Below are 25,735 nucleotides of genomic sequence, written 5' to 3'. Positions count from 1 at the left end.
TTAATTATTTTTCTTTAAAGAATATTTTAGATAATCATAAATTAACATAGAAAACTACTAAATCTATTATAACAGATCACTTTGTTATTCTTAAAAGAAATCGTATACTTATAAGTAATTAAAAAATCAATTGTAAAGTCCTTAATTGGCATTAGCCTTGGCGAATCGTAGATTCTATTTTCTTCTCTTATTAGTATGCTTGCTGTGCTTACAAAGCAAGGGGCAAACATTTTTGTCTTTAGGAGATACACTGCGCTATTCTTTACCGCTATCTAAAGTTCATATATTGCCAACCCCTTTTACCTTTTTCAAAAAATCCCAATCTCAAACTCCTTCATATCTAACATACAGTTACAATCCTAAGCATCAGCTTTTTCATATACAAAATAACGCACCATCCATTTTTAGTTACCCACAATACCTTAAACGTATTGAATATAATGCGTTAGCGACTAAAATAGCCATACAGAATTATTGGGCTAGTACCTCTGCCTCTCAAACAAAATCCGATACTTCCTCTGGATTTATCAAACCTATAACTATTAATAGTCCTGCTTTTGAGCGAATTTTTGGGGGCAATAAAATCGAAATCACGCCAAAAGGGAGTGTGGATATTTCATTGATGGCACAACGCAACAAAAATGATAATCTTCTACTCAACGAGCGTCATCGTAAATTATGGGGCTTAGATTTTGACCAAAATTTCAACCTCCATCTGAATGGAAAGATTGGCGAACGTGGAAACGTACTAGCAAATTTTAGTTCAGAAGCTGAATTTGACTTTGAGAATCAAATTAAATTCGATTACATCGGTAAGCCTGATGACATTTTACAAAGATTAGAAATTGGAAATGTAAATTTCATCACGCGCTCTCAATTAATGGGAAATGCAGAAGCACTTTTTGGAATCAAGACGCAATTGCAAGTAGGAAAAGTAAATTTTACGGGAGTACTCTCACAAAAACGTTCGGATAGCCATGAAATCATTATTTCAAACGGGAAAGCTAAGAGAGAATTAAATCTTTCATTAAGCAGATACGATGCAAATCAGCATTATTTTTTAGCCCAGTATTTTAGAGAAAATTACAACAAAAGCTTACAAACTGCACCTATAATTAATTCTCCTGTGCAAATTACAACCATAGAAGTTTGGATAAGTAATCGTACAAATAAAGTGGAAGGCGCAAGAGATATTGTAGCGTTTCTGGATTTGGCGGAGAAAAATCCGTTCAACAATAACATTATGGGGAATGCAAATGCTCTTTTCCCTAACTCTGTTTCGGGAAATCAAAGTGGAACGCCCTTAGCAAACAATCTAACCGAACTTCTAGGAGAAAATGGGCGATATTCAAACAGTTCTTTCTTATCCTCTTTTTTTGGTAATAATGGAGCTACAGATAACTATGCGAGACTTCAAACTGCGCAAAAACTCCTGGAAGGACAAGATTATATAGTCCATCGGCAATTAGGCTATATTTCTTTGAATTTTCCGTTGAATGAGGATCAGGTTTTAGCAGTAGCCTATCGTTTCACAGCGAATGGTAAAGAATATCAAGTTGGAGATTTATCAACAGATATTCCTTTTGATGCTGCGAATCCCAAAGCTTTATATACCAAACTACTAAAGAACGAAGTAGTGAAAACCAATCTTCCCATTTGGGATTTGATGATGAAAAATATTTATTCTTTGGGTGGAAACAACTTCAGCGAACAGGATATACAACTTCAGATTGTTCGTACCGAAACACAGAACAGCACTAAAAACCCACTTCTGCAAGAAGGAAATAGCACGGCAAACAAGTCTTGGCTAGAATTGACAGGATTGGACAAATTAACCAGCAACAATAATTCAGGTCCTGATGGAATATTAGATTTTATTTCAGGAATCACAATAGATAATATACGAGGAAAACTCATATTTCCATCGATAGAACCCTTTGGCAAGGACTTAGAGGATCAATTTTTAGCTTCAGAACAAGCATTAAAACAAAAATATTCCTTTCCAGAATTATATTTACAGACTCAAGCAGATGCCGTACAACTATTTCCAAACAAAGACCGCTATAGTCTTAGAGGTTCAATTCAATCGAACAGTAGTGCAGAATATCAGTTAGGAATTTTTGATATAAGTCCTAATTCCGTCAAGGTATATGCAGGAGGCTTACAGCTACAAGAAAACTCGGATTATGCATTAGACTATGAATCTGGTACTTTGCGCATTTTAAATGAGGCTCTTCTATTAAGCAGTGGTGATTTGCGCGTAAAAATAGAAGACAATGGTATTTTTGGGTCGCAGCAAAAAACTTTTATAGGAGCACGTTTAGAATACAATGTCCATGATAAACTGGCATTGGGAACAACTTTTATGCGATTGAGCGAAAGACCTTATTCCGAAAAAGTACAGATTGGTGCAGAATCTATTGCCAATATGATGATGGGTGCAGATATACATTATGCTACGAGTTCAAAATGGTTAACACGCATTTTGGATAAATTACCTTTTTACAAGACCAATGAAGAATCAACAATTAGTTTGTATGGAGAAATCGCGCATTCCAAACCTGGATATGCCAAAGCGTTGAACGCTGGAAATGAGCGCAAAGGAATAGCCTATTTAGATGATTTTGAGAATAATTTTAGCTTTATAAACATTAAAAATCAACAAGGCTGGCAAATTTCGGCTACTCCCCAATTATTTCAAGAACATGTATTAAGCAATGATTTAGCTTATGGATACAACAGAGCTCATTTAGCTTTTTATAATATCGATCCTATTTTCTATCAATCTTCCTCCTTAAATCCCAATGTGGATGTACAGTTTTTGACAGATCATCGTACGCGTCGCGTCACCGAACAGGAAGTTTTTCCATTCAAGGAAATCAAGACTGGTATAGATGCTTTTCTTCCTACTCTGGATTTGGCTTATTACCCCATGTTGCGTGGTCCTTATAATTATAGTACTTATCTCCTTGATGCAGAAGGAAAATTACTTCAACCGCGTACCCGATGGGCTGGTATATTCAAAAAACTTGAACAAACTGATTTTGAAACCCACAATATTGAATATCTGGATATTTGGATGATGGACCCGACGTTGACTAATCCAAATAAAGACGGAGGTGATTTGTACATCAACTTAGGCAACTTGTCGGAAGATATTCTCAAAGATGGAAGAAAATCGTTAGAAAATGCTATCCCAGCTCATGGAGACAAAACAGGTCTTGATAAAACGGTGTGGGGATATGCAGCACGTTTGCAACCTATCAACTCAGTTTTTGAAAATACGGATGCAAGCAGAAAAACCCAAGATGTAGGTCTCGATGGACTATCCAACGAAGAAGAAGTCCAATTTCATCGTGATTTTTTGAATCAGATGCGAAGTCTTTTAAGCCCACAGGCTTTCGAGAAATTAGCAAAAGATCCTTCGAGTGATGATTATACCTATTATCGTGGCAATCATTTTGATCGAAGCCAAGGAATTTTAGCGCGTTATCAACATATTAACGGCACAGAAGGCAATTCCAAAACGCAAAACCAATCTGTAGAAGCTTATGGCATAGAAAATGCAGCGCGTACCCTCCTACCTGATGCGGAAGACATCAGTCGTGACAATACGATGAACGAACCCGACAATTATTACGAATATAAAATCTCCTTACGTCCTCAAGATATGTATATAGGAAATAATTATATCGTGGATGAACAAACTTCCCAAACTATTGTCTTAAACAAAAAAATGGATGTAAAATGGTACAAACTAAGAATTCCCATTCGAGATTTTGAAAAGAAATACGGAAATATCAATGATTTTAAAACCATCCGATTTGTGCGGCTTTTTCTCACCAACTTTACCGATACGGCTATAATACGTCTTGCACAAATGCAGTTTGTAAGAAGTGATTGGCGACAATACAATCTTGAAAATACTCCCCAAAGAGTTATCGCTGACCCAAACCTAGGGCTCAATCCTCCTGCTGACCACTCCAAAATAGAAGTTGCACATGTCAATATTGAAGAAAACGGAAAAAGAACACCTATTCCCTATGTGTTACCTCCAACCATTAATCGACAAGTGGATTACAGCAACAACAATTTGGATGTGCAGTTGAACGAACAGTCACTTAGCTTAACCATTAAAAATCTAAAAGATGGCTATGGGCGGGCAACTTTCAAAAATGCTTCTTACGACCTTAGACCTTATGGCAATATAGAATTTTTCGTCCATGCTGAAGGTGAAACTTTACGCGATGACGAGGCCTTCACTTTTATTCGACTGGGCACGGACGACCAACATCATTACTATCAATACGAAGCTCCGCTAAAAGTAACACCAGCTGGAAGCTCCGCTCCGCAAGTTATTTGGCCTTCAGAAAACAATATTATTGTTAATTTAAATAGCCTTCTTGATGCCAAAATGGCTCGAGATAATGCCTTTAAAGATGGAATTCCTTGGCCATTGGATGTTCCTTATGAGTATAATGACGGAGTGAATACAATTACTATCAAAGGCGTACCAGATTTGTCCAAAATTCGTTTTTATATGTTGGGCATTAAAAATCCACTAAAGTCTAAAAACTCTGCTAATCCATTAGACGATGGAAGAGAAATTTCAGGTGAATTTTGGTTCAATGAATTACGGGTAACAGATTTTGAAGATAAAAGTCGTTGGGCTGCAACGGGGCAGTTGCACGTGAAACTAGCCGATTTAGGTAATATTTCCGTATCGGGAACCAAAATGTCGTCAGGCTTCGGGGATATTTCTCAACGCATTTCCGAACAAGATAGAACTGAACGTATTTCCATGGACTTTATGGCGAATGCAGAATTGGGGAAATTCATTCATCCGAAACATGCGATTTCGATTCCGCTCTATTTCAACTTTTCTAAACAAATCGGCACACCAGAATACAACCCATTTCAAGGGGATATTTTACTTAGCAAAAGTTTGGAGAGCCTTTCTGAAAGCAGTAAAGACTCTTTATTACGACGTATTCAAGATTATACACAACGTAAGCATTTTAGTATCATAAATGCAAGAAAGGTTTCTCATTTCGCAGAGAAAACTTTAAAACCATGGAATGTCGAGAATTTTTCGCTTTCCTATTTGTACAATGAATACGCTCATCGTGATTTGTACACCGAATCTAAATTGCAAAAAACCTATAAAGGCTCCTTGGATTATACGTTTAATAATCCCAACAGCACATTTAAAGAACCTTTTAAAAAGAGCAAATTATTCCAATCCTTCAATTATAATTTAATGCCTGCATTGTTGAGTTTTCGAATGGATGTGAATAGAATTTATCATGAAAACACTTTTCGGGACAATGCGAATAACAACGTCTTGCCGACATATTATAACAAAAACTTCAACACCTACCGTATTTATGGTATCAGTTGGGATCTGACCAAATCATTGCGACTGGATTTTAATGCGACGAATTATGCCATTATTGATGAGCCACATGGCCGATTAGACGGAGCGCGCAAAGATACACTTTGGAACAATTTCTGGCGTTTGGGACGAAATATGGATTACAACCATATGCTCAACTTCACTTACACATTGCCAATTCATAAAATTCCTTACCTACAATGGATAAATATCACCACACGGTATGGTACGCAATTCAACTGGCAAAGTGAGCCTTTGAATCTATTGAAAAATGAAAACATCAATTTTGGCAACAGCATCCAAAACAATAGAACCATACAAGTCAATCCATCTCTCAACTTCAACACCCTCTATAGTAAATTCAGATTTTATAGAGATTATACAAAGCCAACAGACCATAGCTTTACATCGTTTCTGGTGAGGATACTCACCGGAATTCGAACTATCAATGCAGCTTATACCAAAATTGAAGGAACTTATTTGCCTGGTTATCTTCCGAATTCCAATATACTAGGTTACAGCTTCCAGCAGAATGCGCCAGGACTAGATTTTATTTTGGGTTCGCAAGTGGATATTTTACGAAGAGCTAAAGACAATCAATGGTTGACTACTGACACGTTACAAAATGGAATATTTACGAAATCATATTCGGAAAATCTATCCGCTATAGCACATACCGAACCTATAAAAGGGTTAAGGATAGATATTACATTTTCGCGTATTTCAAACAGAAATAGTACTCTGTCTTTTCAGTCATTCGATACACAGAACTTTTACGAAACAGGCAGTTATTCCGTCTCGCAAGTAGCTTTCAAAACATCCTTCAAAAATACAGCGATCTTATTTCAAGATTTTGAAAACAATAAATTGACAGTCTCCGAATTATTAGGTACCTACAACCCTAATTCAACGGGTCGAGATGCACAATATTTTTGGGATGGATATAATGAAAATCAACAGGATGTCATTCTTAATGCTTTCTTAAAAACGTATTTGCATAAGGATTTTGTCCTGGATAAAACTAACAAACCAACATTTCCTTTGCCAAATTGGCGAATAAACTATTCGGCTTTAGCTCAACTATTAGGCATTGAAGATATCATTCGTTCTATCAATTTGAATCACCATTACCAATCGCAATACAGTATATCGAATTATTACACGAATCTGCAATATAATCGGGAAGAAAATTTTCCTTATGTGCGAGACAGAAATAATAATTTTATTCCAGCACAACAATACAGCCAAGTGACCTTGACCAACCGCTTCCTGCCTTTGATTGGTGTGGATATGCGTTTTGATAATAATATGAGTATCACGACGGAATATCGCAAATCTAGAGACATCGCGCTGAGCTTAGAAAACAGCCAACTTTCTATGTTGGAAGAAAAATCCTATATCGCTGGACTGGGCTATAGAAAATTAAATACCCGCTTGCCTTTTGGTCTTTTTGCACACCGCAATTGGAAAAACGACATAAACCTCCGAATGGATTTTGCATTGAACGACAGAAAAGTCTTGATGTATCGTACAGGAGTTGATTATGACGAAGTAACTGGTGGAAACAAAAATATCACGTTCAATCCTTCTATTGATTATACCATCAACAGGTTTTACAATGTACGTTTATTTTACAATTCCAACGCTGTGCGCCCTTATACTTCCCAAACTTTTGCCACTTCTTATACGTATTTTGGCTTCACGTTCAAATTATTATTCCAATAATTACGCACAAATTATTTTCTACTACTAAGCTTAGTGTATATTTGTTGCTACTTATAAAAAACATGTATGGCGGAAGACTTAAAAATCATTTCAGGAGATAGAGAAGAACAATACAAAAGTTTAGTACCTCAAATCAAAGCATTATTAACTGGAGAAACGGATTTGATTGCTAATCTTGCAAATATTGCCGCAGCACTAAAAGAGCAGTTTAACTTCTTTTGGGTAGGATTTTATTTAGTGAAGGAAAATGAATTAGTGTTAGGTCCATTTCAAGGGCCTGTTGCTTGTACTCGTATTGCTTACAACAGAGGAGTATGTGGCACTTCATGGGCACAAGAAGAAACACTAATTGTTCCAAATGTAGAGGAATTTCCAGGACATATTGCGTGCAGTTCGCTTTCTAAATCTGAAATAGTTATTCCTTTTTATCTAGGTGAAAATTTAATGGGGGTATTGGATGTGGATAGTGAGTTATTAAATTATTTTGATAAAATAGACGAAAAATATCTTAAAGAAATATTAAATTTACTAAGCTAACTAACTATTGACAGAATAGACGATTATTTACCTAAATGAAAAGTGCGAAACAAATAGCTTTTCTAAACTTATTATTTATTGTTATTAATTGCTTTTGGATTATAATAATAGATGATAAGAAAGTATATGGATTATCCATTTATGAAACCTTTTCGACGAATTGGTCCTACCTTACTCCGCATATTTCGACTTTCAACATTTGGAAGGTGATTACTATTGGCTTGGTTCTGACAGCTGTTTTCTATTGTATTTTATTAAAAAGAGAAAGTGAAGAAGATGCTCCCTTAGCACAACAAATCGAAAAGTCTGGAAATTGGATGATAATAAACCAATTATTCTTGGGTATGAGTATGGTATTTAAAGTGAATAATTATTTGTTAATCGCGTATTTATGCAGTTTAGTGACATATTATTCGCTCGTGAAATTAAATATGATATTCAGAATACGAGATGTTGATAATCCTACGTATATACATATTTTCACCAGAACTTCATTGGGCTTGTATAGCGGATGGTTTGTTTATTTATTAGGATTTAATGGAATCCCCACTTTAAATAAAATTTTAAGATTACCAGCCGACCACGACATCCTATTCTATCTTGCGCTAATTTTTATCCTAACCAGTTTTGGTTTTATTTGGTATAAAGCCATGCTTTGTAAACTACCAGCTATTTTGGTTGGATATACTACAGGTATTTTAGGATCTTATTATTACAATATGCAAAGCGAAACCTCCAACCTTAATCATACCATGATGCGATATACTTTTGTCCTGATATTATTTTGGTCAATTTTTACTGTGGTCTACTTAATCTATAAAAAACGAAAATTCTATTTAATGCAAGATTAGAAAGTAAGTTTCCACACCTTTACCAACTTATCGTCTCCAGCAGTACATAAAAGTTGTAACGAACTATTATATACAGCAGAATTAATGGATAAATGATGAGAATCTATACCTCTATCTCTAGAAATATTTTTCTGCAATTTAAATTCAGTATCCCAAACTTTGATAGTCTTATCACGACTTACTGTAGCAAAAATTGATTCACCTAACGGAATTATTCCATATACTGTAAACATATGCGGCGTCACTTCGGCTACTTTTGATAAATCAGTAACAGAAGTCTTATACATCTTGGCATCACGACCTCCTGAAATCAAGAAACCATCTACAAAAGCTAAACTTGTTACGGATTGCGTATGAATTGGAGCAGAATTAATTTTATGATAATCACGAGTATCAAATAAATGAATATAGCCATTCTTATCACCTACCGCTAGAGTCTGATTCTTTTCATCCAAAACTAAACTACGAACTGTTGTATTTGATACTTTGAATGAATACAATAATTCAAAATTATCTAAATTCCACACGTAAGCTTTTCCATATTCATCGATTGCTAGCAACTCATTTTTGGTAAGAATAGCTTTAACTACAAAAGCCGCGCCTTTTTCAACTGCTAATTTCGCAACTAATTCAGGTTCAGATTTCCGAATAACCAAGATACCACCTGTTCGTAAAGTTGCGACTAACAAATCTTTCTCTGGAATAAAACATAAGTTATAAACAGAAGATGGTACTGTACACAAAACACGTTTGAACTTCATAGTATTCAAATCCCATTCAACAATTCCCTTATCATTACCTGCTGAATACAACAAACCATTTTGCTCATCAACAGCCAATGTATAAATAGGATTCTGATGTCCAATCAACGTGTTTTCTAATGTAACTTCTACCATATATATAAAATAAATTTTCAGCAAATATACATCAAAGATTAAAAACAGGCAAAACGGTTGTAAATAAAGGCTTTACAGCCGTTTTATGATTTTTTGGTAATGTGGTAAAACGCAGGAAAAAGCAACGATTGGCAAAAGTAAGGTTACTAAAACGTTACTTTTAAACATCGGAAACAATCGATTCAAAATACTGTATTTCAGCTTTTTGCGCAATCTTTCATATTGTTCCGTGGCTCACATAAGTTTAATTTTATCATTAAGAATTGTGAGTATGGAAACGACAAAAAAATCAACATTTAAGGTGCTTTTCTACCTTAAAAAGAACGCCCCGAAGAAAAATGGAAAAGTTACGGTTATGTGCAGGATTACTGTAAATGGTAAACAGTCTGCATTCAGCACAAAGTTGGATATTTCCGCATCGAATTGGGATTTGAAGTACGGCAGGGTTTTAGGAAAAAGCCGAGAAGCACAAGACACAAACAGCAAACTTGACAAAATTCGTTTGGGTATTGAGGAATGCTATTCCAAAATCCTAAAGAACGAGGGAGCGGTAAACATTGCTAAACTTAAAAATGCCTTTCTCGGAATGGAAATCGGAGAACTGACCTTTTTCAAATTCTACGAGCAGTTCCTCTCTGATTATGAAAAAAAGGTCAATAACGGACTTCGGGTAAATGGTACACGCAGTAAGTACAAAACACTTTTAAAGCACCTGCAAAATTTTGCCCTTACAAAATACGGTTACTCCGATGTATCTTTTAACGACCTTACCCCTGATTTTGTGCAGGACTTTGATTACTACCTGCGTGACGACCAAAGTTTAACCCACAACACCATTTGGCTGTATATGATTGGTTTTACTACGCTTTGCCGATTGGCAATTAGCAGAAAGCACCTTGCTTTTAATCCGTTCAGCGAGTACAAGAACACCAAAAAGGATAAAGACAGAGGTTATCTGTTGCGGAACGAGTTGGAACAGCTTGTAGCGTTCAACTGCGAGAAAAAGAAAGACGAATTGGTTAAAGACCTGTTTGTTTTCAGTTGCTTTACAGGACTTTCGTATTCGGATATAAAAGGGCTTAAAAACAGTAATATACAAGAGTTCTTTGATGGCAATCAATGGATTATCGTTCGCAGGAGAAAAACGGCAACATCGTCCAATGTAATGCTGTTGGATATTCCGAAAATGATTATCGAAAAGTATACAGGATTGTCAAAGGACGGCAAAGTTTTTCCTGTTCCGTCTAATAGTTCCTGTAATGATAGATTAAAAGTAATATCCCAACAAATCGACTGCCTTAAAGAAAAGAAAGTAACCTTTCATTTGGCACGCCATACTTTTGCCACCCTGTTTTTAAGCGAGGGCGTTCCGCTTGAAAGTTTGAGCAAAATGTTAGGGCATAAAAACATAGCCACCACACAGATTTATGCAAAAATTCTTAATGAGAAAGTTGGAAAGGATATGCAAAAGGTATCGCACAAATTTAAAGGTTTGGAACGCTCTTTTGTGTCACAATTGTAGAAATTTTAAAGAACTGTCAGTCCTGTTATTTATAAATAACAGGACTGTTTACTTATACTTAAACAACCAATTCACATTAATAAAAACACGTATTTTTTCACAGCTTTATTTTCTAACCGCCATGTAATATTTTCCGTGTTTCAGATGATTAGAATGAAATCATAACACTCAATTTAATATCTTTGTCCAAATCAAAATGTTGTATTGTAACAGTTACCTGGCATATAAGTATGGACAATAGGCAATCATATTTAACTTTAATTGGAAGAAGATTAGCATACCTTAAAGCAGAGGTAGAGCTACTCAATTCCCTTAATTTAACAGATATTAATGTCTATGCGGAAAATTTTTACCGAGATTTTTTCAATTTGTTAGGATATGAGTTTGAGAACACTAATTTCATTGAGAATAATTTTGCTCATATTGACCTAATTGATACTAAAAATAAGTTGGCTATTCAGGTAACTTCCCAAAATGATAATAAGAAAATTAAGGAGGCTATTGATGGGTTTTACAAAGATACCAATCGTAAAGACTATAAATTAAAACTTTTGCTAATCGCTAAGGACGCTAAAGATTATAAAACAAAATTTGGTAATAACTTCAACCATAAGGAAGATGTCCTTGATATAAAGAAAATCTTAGCAGTAATAAATAATATTACAGATTTGAATAAGATTAAAAGTATTGCAGATTTTCTTAACGAACAAGTCTTACAAGAAAGGAAGAAGACAGAATCCAACGAGGTAGAAACAATAATGGCTTTGATTGAATATTTAAGTAAGGATGACAATCGAAGTATATCAGAGAAACCTGAAAATGTAGACCCACAATTTAAAATCTACAATAGGTTCTCTGAACATAGTGGTTTTTTGATAAATTTATATGCTGAACTATGTACTGTCTATCAACAACCATTATTTGAAGCTAAACAAGGAATTGACAGTGTAAAGGCAATTAAAATATCAAGTTATTTAAAAGATGAAAGCGATAAGATTTTAACGGCTGAGGCTAATAATCCTCAAATGGCATTAGAGAGGTTAGTTGAATTGTTTTATGGTAAACTTTCAGAAAACGGCATTAAGTTCGATAAAATAGCCATAAAATATTATTTATTGGATGAATTGATTAACTGTAATGTGTTTCCAAATAATTAACAATGTTAGTATCTAAAGACGAAAATATAAAAACATCATCTGTATATGTAGCTTCTTTGATTTTGAAAAATATTCAACGTCAAAAAGTTGATAAGATTTCTATTTTCGAGTTATCTAAAGACCTAAAAAAATATAATATTACACGTTACCGTCATTTATTTTTTGGACTTGCGTTTTTATATTCATCAGGAATCATTGATTTTAAAGAGCCTTTTATTTATGTTAGAAAACAAAAATGATTAAAATTAATAGACTATATAGCGAGCCTCAAATATTTGCCCCAATCACTTTTGAATATGGGATAAATATTATTATGGGAGAAGAGGCGGAAAGCACCAATAAGAAAATTGGTGTGGGCAAGTCTATTTGTATAGAGTTTATAAACTTTTGTTTACTTAAAAGAATATCCGACAGTAGGTTAAATCTGATTCCTAAAAAATATACTGAAATAACAGAAAGTCAAATCAAATTAGACCTTGACTTTGATGACAAAAAAATGACTATTTCTCGTTCAATAAAAAATCAGGAGCAAATAACCATTTTCGTTAATGGAGAAGAAAAGAACTTTGATAGATTGGATGATGCTTCGGACTATTTAGGGAATTTATATTTTGAACGTTTTCCTACAAGCTTAAAACGGTTAAGTTTTAGAAACTTGTTACAACCAATTATTAGAGATGAAAGGTCGGAATTTAAAGATTTAATTCAGTGCCACGATACAAAAAAAAGGATACCACCAGATTTTGGACCACATCTTTTTTATTTGAATTTGGGACTTGAAAAATATTCAGAAATTAAATCGTTGAACGATAATCTGAAAAAAAAGAAAGACTACTTTACTGAAATAAAAAAAATAGTGACTCAAAATGATGAGTTAAAAATTCAGGATGCCAAAGCCCATTTAAATGAGTTAGAAAGTGAAGTTTTAAAAATCAATAAATCTATTGAGGGATTAAAGAATAATGAATCCTTTGAATTACTTCAGGAAGATTTGGTAAAATTGGAAAGTAGATTATCTGAACTTAGAACACGTCAACAAGCCATTAAATACGAGATTAAGCAAATTGATTCTTTACCAAAGCCAGAGAATATTAATGAAAATGAAATTTCTATAATATTTAATCAATTCAAACAAGGACTTGGCGATTTAGTGGAGAAATCTTTAGATGACCTAAAAGAGTTTAAAAACAAAATTGATGGTTTTAGAAGCTCTATTGTAAATGACCGATTAATTGCTTTGAAAAAAGAACTTAATCAACTAAATGAAGTAGTTAGAAAATTAGATAATGATTATTCTCAAAAAATTAGTCTTATAGATAATGGAGAAGTTTTAAGAGATTTAAAGACTTCAATAAAAATCTTCAATGATAAGAACAGTGAATTGAGTAATCTTCGTTCGTTGATTGAAAGATATGATACCGCAGAAAGAGATAAAAAAATATTAGAGGCAGAAAAAACTGTTCTAATTTCTGATTTTGATGAAGAATTATATCAAAAAGCTAAAATAATTAAAAGCTTTAGAGAAACGATTTTAGAAATTCACGAAAAAATAATGGGTAATAGGGAAGCTCATTTCGAGATTAAAACAACAAAAAATAAAAATGTTGTCGAATTTGTTATGAGAACCGATGATGATGGTAGTCATTCTACTGAAAGAATGAAAGTATTTATCTATGATATTTCATTGATGCTTAATGAATACACAAAACAATATCACCCAGGATTCTTAATTCACGATAATATTTTTGAAGATGATGATTCTATTGAAAAAAGCTTAAATTTTCTCTCTGGCTACAATGAAAAGAGTCCTAATGAATTTCAGTATATCGTTACATTAAATAGTGACCTTATAGAATTAGCTTCCCAAAATAATAAATTATCATTCAATGTCAATGACGTAAAAAGAGCATCATTTACAAAAGAAAATAGATTTTTAGGGTTAAAGTATAATGAAACCAAATAGCAACACAGCCCACCGCTTTAAGCAGTGGGCTGTTTCTTTAATTGACCGATACGGTTACGGTTTCAAAGCATTCATTTATTCGGCTAACGCTGATAGTTGTCTTCCAATACCTTGATAATATCGCTTTCACGGAAAAGAATTTTCCGTTCAAGTTTGATAAAAGGTATCAGTCCGTCATCCCTGTACTGTTGCAACGTCCGTTTGCTAATGTGTAGCTTCTCACAAACCTGTTCGCCTGACAGGTAGATTTCCCCTTTTAACAATGGGTGGAAATATTGCCTGATATACAGCAGTTCATTTTTGATGCCTACCATAGCTTCGAGCAGGGCAAGCATATCCTCGTTTGAATTTCCAATCTGTTTCATTTCTTTTGCTTTTTTAATGGTCGCTCTCCCTGCATAAGTAACTCCACATCGGATAATCTGAAATAAGTCTTCCGATTGATTTGCGCTGCACCAAGAATGCCCTTTGCCCTGTATGTCTGTAATGTTCGCTTACTGATATTAAGCAGTTGGCAGGCTTCCTGCTGGTCGAGCCATTTTGTTGCCTGTTGCAATGCTTTGTAGGGCAATGTAATTTCCTTAACCAATAAGGATACTTCCTTTACTTCCCTGTGCAATGCCTTTAAAATCTGAATGTCTAAAACTGTTATTTCCATATCTACATCATTTAAACTTCAAAAATATAAGGTGCTTATACAAGGTTTTCCAATGTTGTAGTCAAAGGTTGCATTTGGCGTTCAGATGCTAAATACTCGGTTATAATCCCAACTTTGGTTTTTTGTTTTTTGGGCGAGCCTGTTGTATTTTGATTGAATTGTCCATTTTTAAAGCAGGCTTTTTATTGGTCTGTATGGTCTGATTTTCAGCATTTTTATAATCCGAACGCATAACAGTTTTTGTCGCACCTATTACGCTTTCGGGTTCGGCCGGTTGCTTTGGTGGTTCAGCAGGTTTGCCCCCGAACAGCCTGCCAAGACCTAAACCCTTTGTGTCTTTGAATTGACGTTTAAAGTTGGCAACGAAATTGGAAATTGGGTCGCTGTTCTTATCGACCTGCATAAAAGGTGTGTTCTTTCTTTGCTCGGATTGTTCTTTCTCTTTCCGCTCTTTGTCGGTAATTACTTTTTGTGCCATAGGTTCAAAATTTTCCCCAATGTAAACCATAGAAGTTTACTCCATTTGCCTTTGGCATTTAGTGGCAGTCTTTGGCAGTCAAAAGCATTTTGATAAAAGGAGTATTTGAAATGTGCACCCAAAAAAGAACAAAAAGGCAGCAAAGGTAAGGCGGACAGCCACCACACCGCCCAACCAAAAGCTTACGGCATAATGGCAGGGCAAAAAGGTGGCTTCGCCGAGTTGTTGTGTTTGCCCTGCCACCCTTCGGGACTTATTCCGTTTCCTTTTGGTTTTCCGCTTGTCCGTCTTGATTGAACAGCTTTCTTTTTTTTCTGTTTTTTTCTTTGAAAAGAATTTTACGAAAAAACCTTTTGTGTTTGAATTTATTATCGTAATATTGCGATGTATAAAAACAAAATATGGGACTTACCAAATCGGAAATATTCACAGACGAACAAAATAGATTAGCTTCTCTGTTTAAGGTTCTGGCACACCCTGCAAGGGTTGCCATACTTCAATATATCATCAACCAGAAAGCCTGTATCTGTAATGATTTGGTCGAGGAATTGGGCTTGGCACAGGCAACTATTTCACAGCACTTAAAGGAATTGAAAAACATCGGTATCATTCAGGGGACAATCGAGGGCAAATCTGTTTGCTATTGTATTGATGAAAATGTTTGGAAAAAAATCCAAACGGATTTTAATACTTTTTTCAATCAGGAAGTAAAGGTAAACAAGTGCTGTTAGCCGTTTTTTTTAGTATTTAACATCGTTATATTGCAATATATAATTTAATAAATCTTTTTAAAATTCAAAAACAATGAAACTATCAGAAATCAAAGAAATCTTGCCAACATTAGACAATGTTGAATTTCAATTAGAAAACGGAACTTTTGTTCCCGAACATTTCCACATTACGGAAGTAGGTATTATTACCAAACACTTTATTGATTGTGGCGGAACTATCCGAAATGAAAAAGTTGTCAATTTCCAATTATGGAACGCCAACGATTTTGAACACAGATTAAAACCGACCAAATTATTAAACATCATTAAATTATCCGAAGAAAAATTGGGAATTGATGATGCCGAAATAGAAGTAGAATACCAGAGCGAAACAATCGGTAAATACGATTTGGATTTTAACGGAAACCATTTTGTACTGAATAACAAACAAACCGCTTGTTTGGCAAGTGATGCCTGCGGTATTCCTGCCGAAAAACAAAAAGTAAAATTATCAGAGCCGAACAGTGCTTGCTGTACACCTGATTCGGGCTGTTGTTAAACCCTATAAACCAATCGTAATGTATAAAAATTTAGCTGCAACCATAAAGGGAATAACTGATGTTCAGACCATAAGCGAGGAACGTAAAACCGTATTACAGCCGTTGGTAGATTACATACAGCAAAAGGTAAATAGCGGACAGGAAATAAATCTAAATTTCATCTGTACCCACAATTCACGTAGAAGCCATTTGTCGCAGGTTTGGGCACAGGTGGCAAGTGTATATTACCATATTCCGAATGTGCATTGTTATTCGGGCGGTACGGAAGAAACGGCACTATTTCCAAAAGTTGCAGAAACATTGACTAATCAGGGTTTAAACATCTTTAAAATTGCAGACAATAATAATCCTGTATATGCTATAAAGTATAGTGAAAATACTTTACCTATAATCGGTTTTTCAAAAAAGTACGATAGCCCTTTCAATCATGTATCGGCATTTACAGCCATTATGACCTGTTCGCAGGCAGACGGAGGATGCCCTTTCATTGCAGGTGCGGAAAAAAGAATACCTATCACATTTGAAGACCCGAAAATTTCAGACGGTACAACAGAGCAGACAAAAGTCTATACAGAGAGAAGTTTGCAGATAGCAACTGAAATGTTCTATGTTTTTTCAATGATTAAAAAATAACCGATGCAACCAAAACTAAAATTTCTTGACCGTTACCTAACCCTATGGATATTCCTTGCAATGGCATTAGGTGTGGGCTTGGGCTATTTCTTTCCCAATATTTCCAAGGTAACAGATAGTTTGTCCGTAGGCACGACCAATATTCCTTTGGCAGTAGGTCTGATACTGATGATGTATCCGCCATTGGCAAAGGTTGATTATTCATTATTACCTATGGCATTTAAGGATAAAAAAGTAATCGGTATATCCTTATTGCTCAATTGGGTTATCGGCACAGTACTGATGTTCGGGTTAGCCGTTCTGTTTTTAAGGAACGAACCCGATTATATGACAGGCTTGATACTGATAGGTTTGGCAAGGTGCATCGCAATGGTAATCGTTTGGAGTGATTTAGCTAAAGCAAACAGAGAATATACAGCTATGTTAGTTGCATTAAACAGTATCTTCCAGATACTTTCTTATAGCTTCTTAGTTTGGTTATTCATCAACGTACTACCTGCAAAATTAGAATTAGCCAACTTCAATGTAAGCGTATCAATGAAAGACGTAACCGAAAGCGTATTGATATACTTAGGCATTCCATTCTTGGCAGGTTTTCTAAGCCGTTACTTCCTTGTAAAATCAAAAGGTATAGAATGGTATAACAGGAAATTTGTACCCCGAATATCGCCCATTACATTGTATGCTTTACTGTTTACAATCGTATTAATGTTCAGTCTGAAAGGTGATAAAATATTGGAGTTGCCAATGGATGTAGTAAAAGTAGCCATACCGTTAGTAATCTATTTTGTACTGATGTTTTTTGTGAGCTTCTTTATCAATAAATCCCTTAAAGTTCCTTACGACAAAAACGCATCTATCGCATTTACAGCCACAGGAAACAATTTTGAATTGGCAATAGCCGTAGCCATAGCGATTTTCGGTATTCATTCGCCACAGGCATTTGTGGGCGTTATCGGACCATTGGTCGAAGTGCCTGTTTTGATACTATTGGTAAGGGCAAGTCTTTGGTTAAAGAAAAGATATTACAATTAGATTTAATGCCCTGCCACTTTAGTATTTAAAACAATGGCTTGTGCTTTTCATTATAGATTTCCTTAATCAATTCTCCGAACTCCTGAAAATGGTATTCGATAATGTTATCCAGATACGCATAAGTTGTGAGTTTGTCGATACCCATAATGTTTGTAAGCCTGTTGAATGTTTCGTGGTGTTCCTGCCGAACATAGACTGATTTGCCTTTGCTTGCCGTAGTGTTCGGAATTTTAAAAAACTGTCCGCAGTAGTCCTCTTTGGTCAGCTTCTTTGGCTTTGAGGTCGTTCTTTTGACGGTGTTCGCTGACGGTCTTGTCTGTTCCGTTTCCGTAGGTTCTTCTCCTGCCATTACACGCATCATCGCTTCTTCGTCAATTTCGGGTTTGGCAAAATCTACCTGATGCGTTACTTCCTGTTCAGTTTTTTTCTTTTCACTGCCAAGAAAATTTTCAATAGAAAAATCCTCTGTTTTGGGTTGCTGTTTTTTGTTTTCTTCGTGTATCATATCTATCGTTTTTAATATTGTTTCAAATTAGTTGTTTGGTTAGATGAACAATTAGTTATACATATCATTGGACAGATGCAACTATCTATGTACCTACATATTTTTCATTAGCTAAAAAGCCAGTGGATTTCCAGCAATCACTCACGCTGATTTGCTATCTAAATTTATGCTGTTTAGTTACTTCATTAAGGGTATAACCAATCAGCCAGCTAACCATATACAAAGGAAATAAAAGCAGTCCAAATCTGCCATAAGGGGGCATTCAGTGGCACTATTTGGCGTTTATTGTCGTGTTTATAAATAGCTGTTATTCAAACACTCTTACCGAACTTTGTAATAGAAACGGTTGATTTTTTCGGCTAACCCTAATCCGTTTGCAAAACGGATTTTTCTGAACCCCTGTTCAGAGCAAGTTATCTTTTGAGGTACTCTAAATGAATTTCGGCACTCAAAAGCACTTGCCCTTGCAGGGAGCTGAAAACCGCTCCGAAGTCGCAGTTTTGTTTAACATTAGAAATGGATTTATTATGGAAGAAAAGAACAGTAAACAAATTAGGAAAACAGGGAGAAAACCGAAGAATGACCCTGCCGTACATCGGTATTCTATTAACCTGAATGCAGAGGAAAACGCCAAGTTCCTTGCCCTCTTTGACCAATCGGGGATAAGTGTAAAGGCACATTTCATTACGGCTTGCATCTTTCAAAAGACCGTAAAGACCGTAAAAATTGATATGAATGCGGTAGAATACCACGCAGGACTGACCAAATTTTTCAGTCAGTTTCGAGGAATAGCAACCAATTACAATCAGATTGTAAGGCTATTGAACGCCAATTTTTCGGAGAAAAAAGCATCTGCATATCTCTATAAATTGGAAAAACAGACCGCAAAAATGAAAGAACTGTTGCTAAAGGTTTTAATTCTTACCGACAGATTTGAAAAGCAATATCTACATAAAGAGTAAAATTATGATTGCAAAAATCGGAAAGGGAAGCAATATGTACGGAGCGATTTTGTACAATCAGCAGAAAGTGGACAGGGAAAACGGAGCGGTTTTGTTGCTGAACAAAATACCCGACACAATGGACGGCAGGTATTCCGTAGCGTATTTCAATAAATGTTTTGAGCCGTATTTGTCTGCAAACATCAAAACAGAAAAAACGGTACGGCATATTTCATTGAACCCAGACCCGAAAGACGAGGTAAGCGATGAGCAGTTTACGGAAATGGCACAGGAATATATGGAACGTATGGGCTACGGAAATCAGCCTTATATTGTTTTCAAACATACGGACATTGACCGAATGCATATCCATATCGTTTCGACCTGTGTAGGCATTGACGGTAAGAAAATCCCCGATGATTACGACCACCCACGTTCAATGGCAATCTGTCGGGATTTTGAAACGAAATACAACCTGCACAAAGCAACCGAGCAGGAGCAGAAACAAGCCAACAAAGTTTTCAAACCTGTGGATTACCACAAAGGCGACATCAAAAGTCAGATTGCTTCGGTAGTACGGCATTTGCCGAAGTATTACAGCTTTCCGACTATGGGAAGCTATAATGCTTTATTGTCGCTGTTCAACATCACAGCGGAAGAAGTCAAAGGCGAGCGGAACGGTCAGCCGGTAAACGGATTGGTCTATGTGGCAGTGGACGAAAACGGAAACAAGGCAAGCAATCCGTTTAAGGCATCGCTTTTCGGAAAAGACGCAGGAGTTGCACAACTACAAAAGCATTTTGAACAGTCAAAAGAGAAAATGAAAACCAATCCTGTAAGGTCAGTTTTAAAGAATACTGTTGAATTGGCTATGCACACGACAAGCAACGAAATAGAATTTAGAAAACAATTGACCGAACACGGTATTAATACGATTGTTCGCAGAAACGACAACGGACGGATTTACGGAGTAACTTTCACTGACCACGAGAGCCGTAGTGTATGGAATGGTTCACAGTTAGACAGAAACCTGTCTGCAAATGTTTTTAACGATTGGTGGAACAACGGCAACAAACCCGAACTGAAAACACAGGATAACCCTCTTTCCAAAACGAATACAATAGACAACCAACCAACGAAAGACCCTTTTTGAGTTTATCCCACAGGAACATTCTCAGAATTTCGATATAGGATTATTCAGCCTTTTACCTGATGCACAAGGCGTGGATTATAAAGAAGAAACATTTGCTAAACGGATGAAGAAGAAAAAGAGACGATTGCAATAAACAATGCAATGCCATTGCATTACTTTTTTACTAACTTTGCAAAAGAATATGAAAGTCTTTTACTCCATATTGGCAATTTATATGATGACGGTATTTTTAATGCCGTGTACCGATATGTATGAAAAGGACAACTTTCAAAACCATAACCATTCGGAAGAATTAACCCATCAAGGAAGCCACGACCATCAGGAAACAACTGATATGTGCAGTCCATTTTGTTTATGCGGTTGTTGTGGAATAGTTTCAGGTATAGTGCTTCAATGGAATGTATACAGCTTAGTTAAGGCGAAGACTTTTGACCTTTCTAAGCCTAAAGTTTATTATAAATGTACCTTTATATCCCACTATCTGGGGGGAATTTGGCAACCGCCAAAGATTAATGCATAATTTTTAATGTTTTAATGATTATAGCTTTTTGCGTACAGCAACAAGCTGAATGTTTTGGGTCATACTTCGTATTTCTCGTATTCATAATCATTGCAATTTATCATTAATTATTCATCATTAATCACAATAGAAGTGTTAAATAGTATTATAAAATTCTCTATAAAGAATAAGTTCATTATAGGATTGATGACCTTGTTTCTCATCATTTGGGGGGTATGGAGTGCCAAGCAAATCCCCATTGATGCCCAACCTGACATTACAAACAATCAGGTTCAGATTATTACCCTGTCGCCTACATTGGCAGGACAAGAAGTAGAACAATTAGTAACATTTCCCGTAGAGCAAAGTATCGTTAATCTTCCAAAAGTAGAAGAGATAAGAAGTGTTTCAAGATTTGGATTATCTGTTGTAACCGTTGTCTTTCAAGATAATGTCGATATTTATTTTGCACGACAGTTAGTAAGCCAACAGCTGAAAGAAGCACAAGACCAGATACCTGACGGGATTGGAACACCTGAACTTGCTCCTGTCAGTACAGGTCTTGGCGAAGTGTACCAATATATTCTTCATCCCAAAGAAGGCAGTGAAGACAAATATTCCGCAATGGATTTGCGGACAATGCAGGACTGGATTGTTGCCAGACAACTTTACGGTACTCCGGGAATTGCAGAAGTCAATAGTTTCGGTGGTTTGCTTAAACAGTACGAAGTTTCTATCGACCCAAACCGCATCAAGGCAATGGACGTTAGTATTTCCGATATTTTTACCGCCCTCGAAAACAACAACCAAAATACCGGAGGTGCATATATCGATAAGAAGCCCAATGCTTACTTTATTCGCGGGATTGGTCTGGTTACTTCATTGGAAGATGTAGGAAATATCGTCGTTAAAAATACAGGTAGCGTTCCGGTATTTATCAAAGATGTGGCAGAAGTACAATTTGGTCACGCAACCCGGTACGGAGCATTGACCTATAATGGCGAAGTAGATGCTGTGGGTGGGATTGTAATGATGTTGAAGGGAGAAAACACCTCTGAAGTTGTAAAAAGTATCAAAGAAAAAATACCGGTTATCCAACAATCTCTACCCGAAGACGTGGTCATAGAACCATTTTTAGACAGAATGGATTTGGTTGATAGAGCGATAAGTACGGTTCAAAAGAACCTCATTGAGGGCGCACTGATTGTTATTTTTGTATTAATTCTATTCCTGGGGAATTTCAGAGCAGGACTGATTGTAGCCTCAGCCATACCGCTATCTATGCTTTTTGCGTTGGGAATGATGCGGCTGTTTGGTGTAAGTGCCAACCTGATGAGTATGGGGGCTATTGATTTCGGATTGGTAATAGATGGTTCCCTGATTGTTGTTGAAGCGACAATGCATCATTTGGGCTTGCGGAAATCCACACAAAGACTTACGCAGGCAGAAATGGATGAAGAGGTATATGAATCTGCACGGAAAATTCGTACGAGTGCCGCATTTGGCGAAGTTATCATCCTCATTGTCTATATCCCTATCCTTACTTTGGTGGGTATAGAGGGTAAAATGTTTACGCCAATGGCACAGACTGTAAGTTTTGCCATTTTGGGAGCATTGATTTTGTCCTTTACCTATATCCCGATGATGAGTGCTTTGTGTTTGTCTAAAAAGCCGATTACCAAAAAGAATTTTTCAGACAAAATGATGGACTATCTTCAAGGGGTTTATAAACCATTGTTAGAAAAAGCCATTCGGATGAAATATGTGGTTATTGCGGTTGCCGTTGGGCTGTTTACCATAAGTATATTCTTTTTTTCACGGATGGGCGGAGAGTTCCTGCCAAAATTGGGCGAGGGCGATTTTGCTTTCCACTGTATCCTGCCACAAGGAACATCGTTAAGCCAAAGTCTGGAAACCTCTATGCAGGCATCAAGGATAATCAAGGAATTTGACGAAGTGAGAATGGTCGTAGGCAAGACTGGTGCTGCCGAAGTACCGACAGACCCGATGCCTCCCGAAGCCACTGACCTGATGATTATCCTAAAACCGCAGGACGAATGGAAAACAAAAAAATCCTATGACGAGCTTTCCAATGAAATGATGGAGAAACTTGAAGTTATTCCCGGTGTATTCTTTGAAGCCAATCAGCCGATACAGATGCGGTTTAATGAACTGATGACAGGTATCAGGCAGGATGTAGCCGTTAAGATATTCGGAGAAGACCTCGACAGTTTGTTGGTTTATGCCAATAAAGCGAATGCTATTATTCAAACAGTAGAAGGTGCGACTGCTCCGCAGGTAGAACGGGTAGCAGGTCTTCCCCAAATCAATATCGAATATGACCGTACCCGAATAGCCAATTACGGCTTGAATGTACAGGAAATAAACGATATTGTCAGCACTGCGTTCGCAGGTAAATCAGCAGGTGTGATTTATGAAAACGAACGAAGATTTGATTTGGTGGTACGGCTTGATGAAGCCCACCGCAGTTCCATTGAGGATGTGAGCAATCTGTTTATCCCACTACCAAACGGCGACCAAATACCGCTTTCACAGGTTGCAAACATTGATTACAAATTAGGGCCCGCACAAATCAGCCGTGAAGGCGGTAAACGCAGGATATATGTCGGCTTCAACGTACAGGGGCGGGATGTAGCCAGCGTTGTCAATGAAATTCAGGATAAATTGGCTGAACAGATTAAGCTACCGACAGGTTATTATTTTACTTATGGTGGTCAGTTTGAGAACCTCCAAAAAGCTACCGACAGATTGCTGATTGCTGTACCTATCGCATTGCTTTTGATTTTTATCCTGTTGTATTTCACATTCCATTCGTTTAAGGAAGCCGTTTTGGTATATACAGCTATCCCGATGAGTGCCATTGGAGGCGTATTTGCCCTGTTATTGCGGGATATGCCATTCAGCATATCAGCAGGTGTCGGATTTATCGCCCTGTTTGGTGTTGCTGTTCTGAATGGGATTGTACTGATTGCCACGTTCAATAGACTGGAAAAAGAGGGTTGGAACGAGATTATTCCGAGAATTATCGAGGGAGCTAAAACAAGGCTTAGACCTGTATTGATGACGGCATCTGTGGCAAGTTTAGGTTTTTTACCAATGGCGTTGAGTACAAGTGCAGGTGCAGAAGTACAAAAACCGTTGGCAACCGTGGTTATCGGTGGACTGATTTCGGCAACTGCCCTGACATTGTTCGTCCTGCCATTGCTGTACCTCGTATTTATGAGAAACCAAAAACCTCCGAAAAATAGTAAAACGAAAGCCATAGCACCCGTGCTGTTGCTGTTTGTGTTCTTGGGTTTTTCTCAAAACGGTAAGGCACAAACTCCGATGAGTGTAGATAGAGCTATTGAAGTAGCTGTGGAGACCAACCCTCAGCTACGTTCCAAAAATATGGATATTCAATCTGCCCAAAGCCTTAGCAAGACGGCGTATGAACTACCGAAGACCGATGTAAACTTCCAATACGGGAATAATGAGGGATTTGAATATAATGACGGTTTCCAAATTTCACAGACCATTCCCTTTCCGACACTCTTTGGGGCAAAGAAAAATCTTGTCAAAGAGCAGGTAAAAGGTCAGCAGTGGGCGAAGGCTCTGACAGAAAACGAACTGAAAAAACAGGTAAGAACCTATTATTATCAGTTGGAATATTTGGAGCATAATGCTTCGGTTTTAAAGTATCTTGATAGTATTTATGTAGACTTTATCCGTGTTGCGGAACTCCGGTATAAAACGGGAGATATAGGTAAATTAGACGTTAATACTGCAACTACCAAGAAAGGGGAAATAAGTCTTTTGTATCAACAGAACGAGGTTTTAAGGCAGAACGCCTATCAAAGCCTTAAAAATCTGATGCAGACACAGGAAGATTTCTTAATAGAACCTCAACCGGATTATACACCATTGCTGTTAAGTTCTTTCATTGACAGTTCGGCTGTTGCAAATCATCCGAGCATCCAGCTATTGTACCAAGAGGCGAAAATTGCCGAACAGAACAAGAAATTGGAACGGGCAAACAGCCTGCCTGATTTTACGTTCGGCTATAATAACATATCGCTGATAGGAATGCACAGTAAAAATGGTGTAGAGCAATTTTATGGCAGAGGACAGCGGTTTAGTTTTGTTGATGTAGGTATTACAATCCCCATTTTTACAACCACCAAAGCAAAAATTCGCTCGCTTGATTACAAGAAACAATCATTGGAATTAAATGCGCAATGGCAGGAACAACAGCTTAAAACGGAATTGGCAAACGCCTTGAAACAATACGAACAATATGTAGCGCAGTTTACCTATTTCAAGGAGCAGGCACTTCCCAATGCTGATGAGATTATCAATGCTGCAAAGCTGGGGTACAGTACCGGAGATATTTCTTATGTGGAGTACCTATTTGCCTTGCAGACAACAGCAGACATTCAGCTTAATTATTTAAATAGCATTCAGCAAATCAATGAGGCTGTAACGCTTATCCATTCATTAATCAGTAAATAATACAA

19 protein-coding genes and 1 pseudogene are annotated in these 25,735 nt (G+C 36.6%); 15 read left to right on the top strand and 5 right to left on the bottom strand.

Annotation, left to right across the window (positions count from 1 at the left end; all coding sequences use genetic code 11):
- The first annotated feature begins 232 nt into the window (after positions 1-232).
- The 3 genes from sov (at position 233) to H8B04_RS01985 (ending at position 8,508) form a co-directional block, all read left to right on the top strand.
- Complete coding sequence (sov, locus tag H8B04_RS01995) at positions 233-7,120, top strand: T9SS outer membrane translocon Sov/SprA (RefSeq protein WP_223815206.1); 6,888 nt, start codon at positions 233-235, stop codon at positions 7,118-7,120.
- A 66-nt stretch (positions 7,121-7,186) separates the two neighbouring features.
- Positions 7,187-7,657 (top strand): GAF domain-containing protein, encoded by a 471-nt coding sequence (locus H8B04_RS01990; RefSeq protein WP_165290049.1) that lies wholly within the window; start codon positions 7,187-7,189, stop codon positions 7,655-7,657.
- A gap of 35 nt (positions 7,658-7,692) precedes the next feature.
- The gene (locus H8B04_RS01985; RefSeq protein ID WP_165290048.1) at positions 7,693-8,508 is read left to right on the top strand and encodes a hypothetical protein; all 816 of its coding nucleotides are present in this window, start codon (positions 7,693-7,695) and stop codon (positions 8,506-8,508) included.
- Here H8B04_RS01985 and H8B04_RS01980 read toward each other — a convergent pair.
- Positions 8,505-9,404, bottom strand: coding sequence for a WD40 repeat domain-containing protein (locus tag H8B04_RS01980; protein WP_190301269.1), 900 nt, complete (start codon positions 9,402-9,404; stop codon positions 8,505-8,507). The genes H8B04_RS01985 and H8B04_RS01980 overlap by 4 nt on opposite strands.
- Before the next feature lie 271 nt (positions 9,405-9,675).
- On the opposite strand from H8B04_RS01980, the gene H8B04_RS01975 reads away from it, so the two are divergent.
- The 4 genes from H8B04_RS01975 to H8B04_RS01960 all read left to right on the top strand — a co-directional run bounded on the left by H8B04_RS01975 (position 9,676) and on the right by H8B04_RS01960 (position 14,046).
- Positions 9,676-10,926: a site-specific integrase gene (locus H8B04_RS01975; protein WP_090000222.1), complete on the top strand. Its 1,251-nt coding sequence runs from the start codon at positions 9,676-9,678 to the stop codon at positions 10,924-10,926.
- A 230-nt stretch (positions 10,927-11,156) separates the two neighbouring features.
- Complete coding sequence (locus tag H8B04_RS01970; RefSeq protein WP_190301268.1) at positions 11,157-12,083, top strand: SMEK domain-containing protein; 927 nt, start codon at positions 11,157-11,159, stop codon at positions 12,081-12,083.
- Between the two features lie 2 nt (positions 12,084-12,085).
- A complete protein-coding gene (locus tag H8B04_RS01965; RefSeq protein WP_024568176.1) occupies positions 12,086-12,322 on the top strand; it encodes a hypothetical protein in 237 nt (78 codons plus the stop codon).
- Entirely contained in the window at positions 12,319-14,046 is a 1,728-nt protein-coding gene (locus tag H8B04_RS01960) for a DUF2326 domain-containing protein (RefSeq protein WP_024568177.1), read from the top strand. Before H8B04_RS01965 ends, H8B04_RS01960 begins: the two co-directional genes overlap by 4 nt.
- Before the next feature lie 83 nt (positions 14,047-14,129).
- Here H8B04_RS01960 and H8B04_RS01955 read toward each other — a convergent pair whose 3' ends face one another.
- The 3 genes from H8B04_RS01955 to H8B04_RS01945 form a co-directional block, all read right to left on the bottom strand.
- Positions 14,130-14,411, bottom strand: coding sequence for a helix-turn-helix domain-containing protein (locus H8B04_RS01955; protein WP_024568178.1), 282 nt, complete (start codon positions 14,409-14,411; stop codon positions 14,130-14,132).
- Positions 14,408-14,704, bottom strand: coding sequence for a helix-turn-helix domain-containing protein (locus tag H8B04_RS01950; RefSeq protein WP_190301267.1), 297 nt, complete (start codon positions 14,702-14,704; stop codon positions 14,408-14,410). The genes H8B04_RS01955 and H8B04_RS01950 overlap by 4 nt, the downstream gene beginning before the upstream one ends.
- A gap of 100 nt (positions 14,705-14,804) precedes the next feature.
- Entirely contained in the window at positions 14,805-15,182 is a 378-nt protein-coding gene (locus tag H8B04_RS01945; protein WP_190301266.1) for a hypothetical protein, read from the bottom strand.
- A gap of 401 nt (positions 15,183-15,583) precedes the next feature.
- Here H8B04_RS01945 and H8B04_RS01940 point away from each other — a divergent pair, with 401 nt between their 5' ends.
- The 4 genes from H8B04_RS01940 (at position 15,584) to arsB (ending at position 18,120) form a co-directional block, all read left to right on the top strand.
- Positions 15,584-15,913 (top strand): ArsR/SmtB family transcription factor, encoded by a 330-nt coding sequence (locus H8B04_RS01940; RefSeq protein WP_024568181.1) that lies wholly within the window; start codon positions 15,584-15,586, stop codon positions 15,911-15,913.
- Between the two features lie 73 nt (positions 15,914-15,986).
- Complete coding sequence (locus H8B04_RS01935) at positions 15,987-16,451, top strand: DUF6428 family protein (RefSeq protein ID WP_024568182.1); 465 nt, start codon at positions 15,987-15,989, stop codon at positions 16,449-16,451.
- Between the two features lie 19 nt (positions 16,452-16,470).
- A complete protein-coding gene (locus H8B04_RS01930) occupies positions 16,471-17,085 on the top strand; it encodes a low molecular weight phosphatase family protein (protein WP_190301265.1) in 615 nt (204 codons plus the stop codon).
- A gap of 3 nt (positions 17,086-17,088) precedes the next feature.
- The gene (gene arsB / locus H8B04_RS01925) at positions 17,089-18,120 is read left to right on the top strand and encodes an ACR3 family arsenite efflux transporter (protein ID WP_090000216.1); all 1,032 of its coding nucleotides are present in this window, start codon (positions 17,089-17,091) and stop codon (positions 18,118-18,120) included.
- A gap of 25 nt (positions 18,121-18,145) precedes the next feature.
- Here the strand turns inward: arsB and H8B04_RS01920 are convergent, their stop codons facing one another.
- Entirely contained in the window at positions 18,146-18,625 is a 480-nt protein-coding gene (locus H8B04_RS01920) for a DUF3408 domain-containing protein (protein ID WP_190301264.1), read from the bottom strand.
- Positions 18,626-19,152: 527 nt separating this feature from the next.
- Here H8B04_RS01920 and mobA point away from each other — a divergent pair.
- The 4 genes and pseudogenes from mobA (at position 19,153) to H8B04_RS01905 (ending at position 25,730) form a co-directional block, all read left to right on the top strand.
- Positions 19,153-19,587, top strand: coding sequence for a conjugal transfer protein MobA (gene mobA, locus H8B04_RS01915; protein ID WP_013597184.1), 435 nt, complete (start codon positions 19,153-19,155; stop codon positions 19,585-19,587).
- 4 nt (positions 19,588-19,591) lie between these two features.
- Positions 19,592-20,852, top strand: a pseudogene (gene mobB / locus H8B04_RS01910) (conjugal transfer protein MobB).
- Between the two features lie 3 nt (positions 20,853-20,855).
- On the top strand, positions 20,856-21,239 hold the full coding sequence (locus H8B04_RS17390) for a DUF6660 family protein (protein WP_032132266.1): 384 nt from the start codon (positions 20,856-20,858) through the stop codon (positions 21,237-21,239).
- Between the two features lie 132 nt (positions 21,240-21,371).
- Positions 21,372-25,730 carry a CusA/CzcA family heavy metal efflux RND transporter gene (locus H8B04_RS01905; protein ID WP_093363806.1) on the top strand — a complete coding sequence of 1,453 codons (4,359 nt, stop codon included), beginning with the start codon at positions 21,372-21,374 and terminating at the stop codon, positions 25,728-25,730.
- Positions 25,731-25,735: the final 5 nt, after the last annotated feature.

Origin of the sequence: Sphingobacterium litopenaei, from assembly GCF_014692495.1 — a bacterium.
GTDB classification, from domain to species: domain Bacteria; phylum Bacteroidota; class Bacteroidia; order Sphingobacteriales; family Sphingobacteriaceae; genus Sphingobacterium; species Sphingobacterium litopenaei.
Note: the sequence above shows the minus strand (reverse complement) of the source record. Positions and strands in the feature narration are given on the sequence as shown.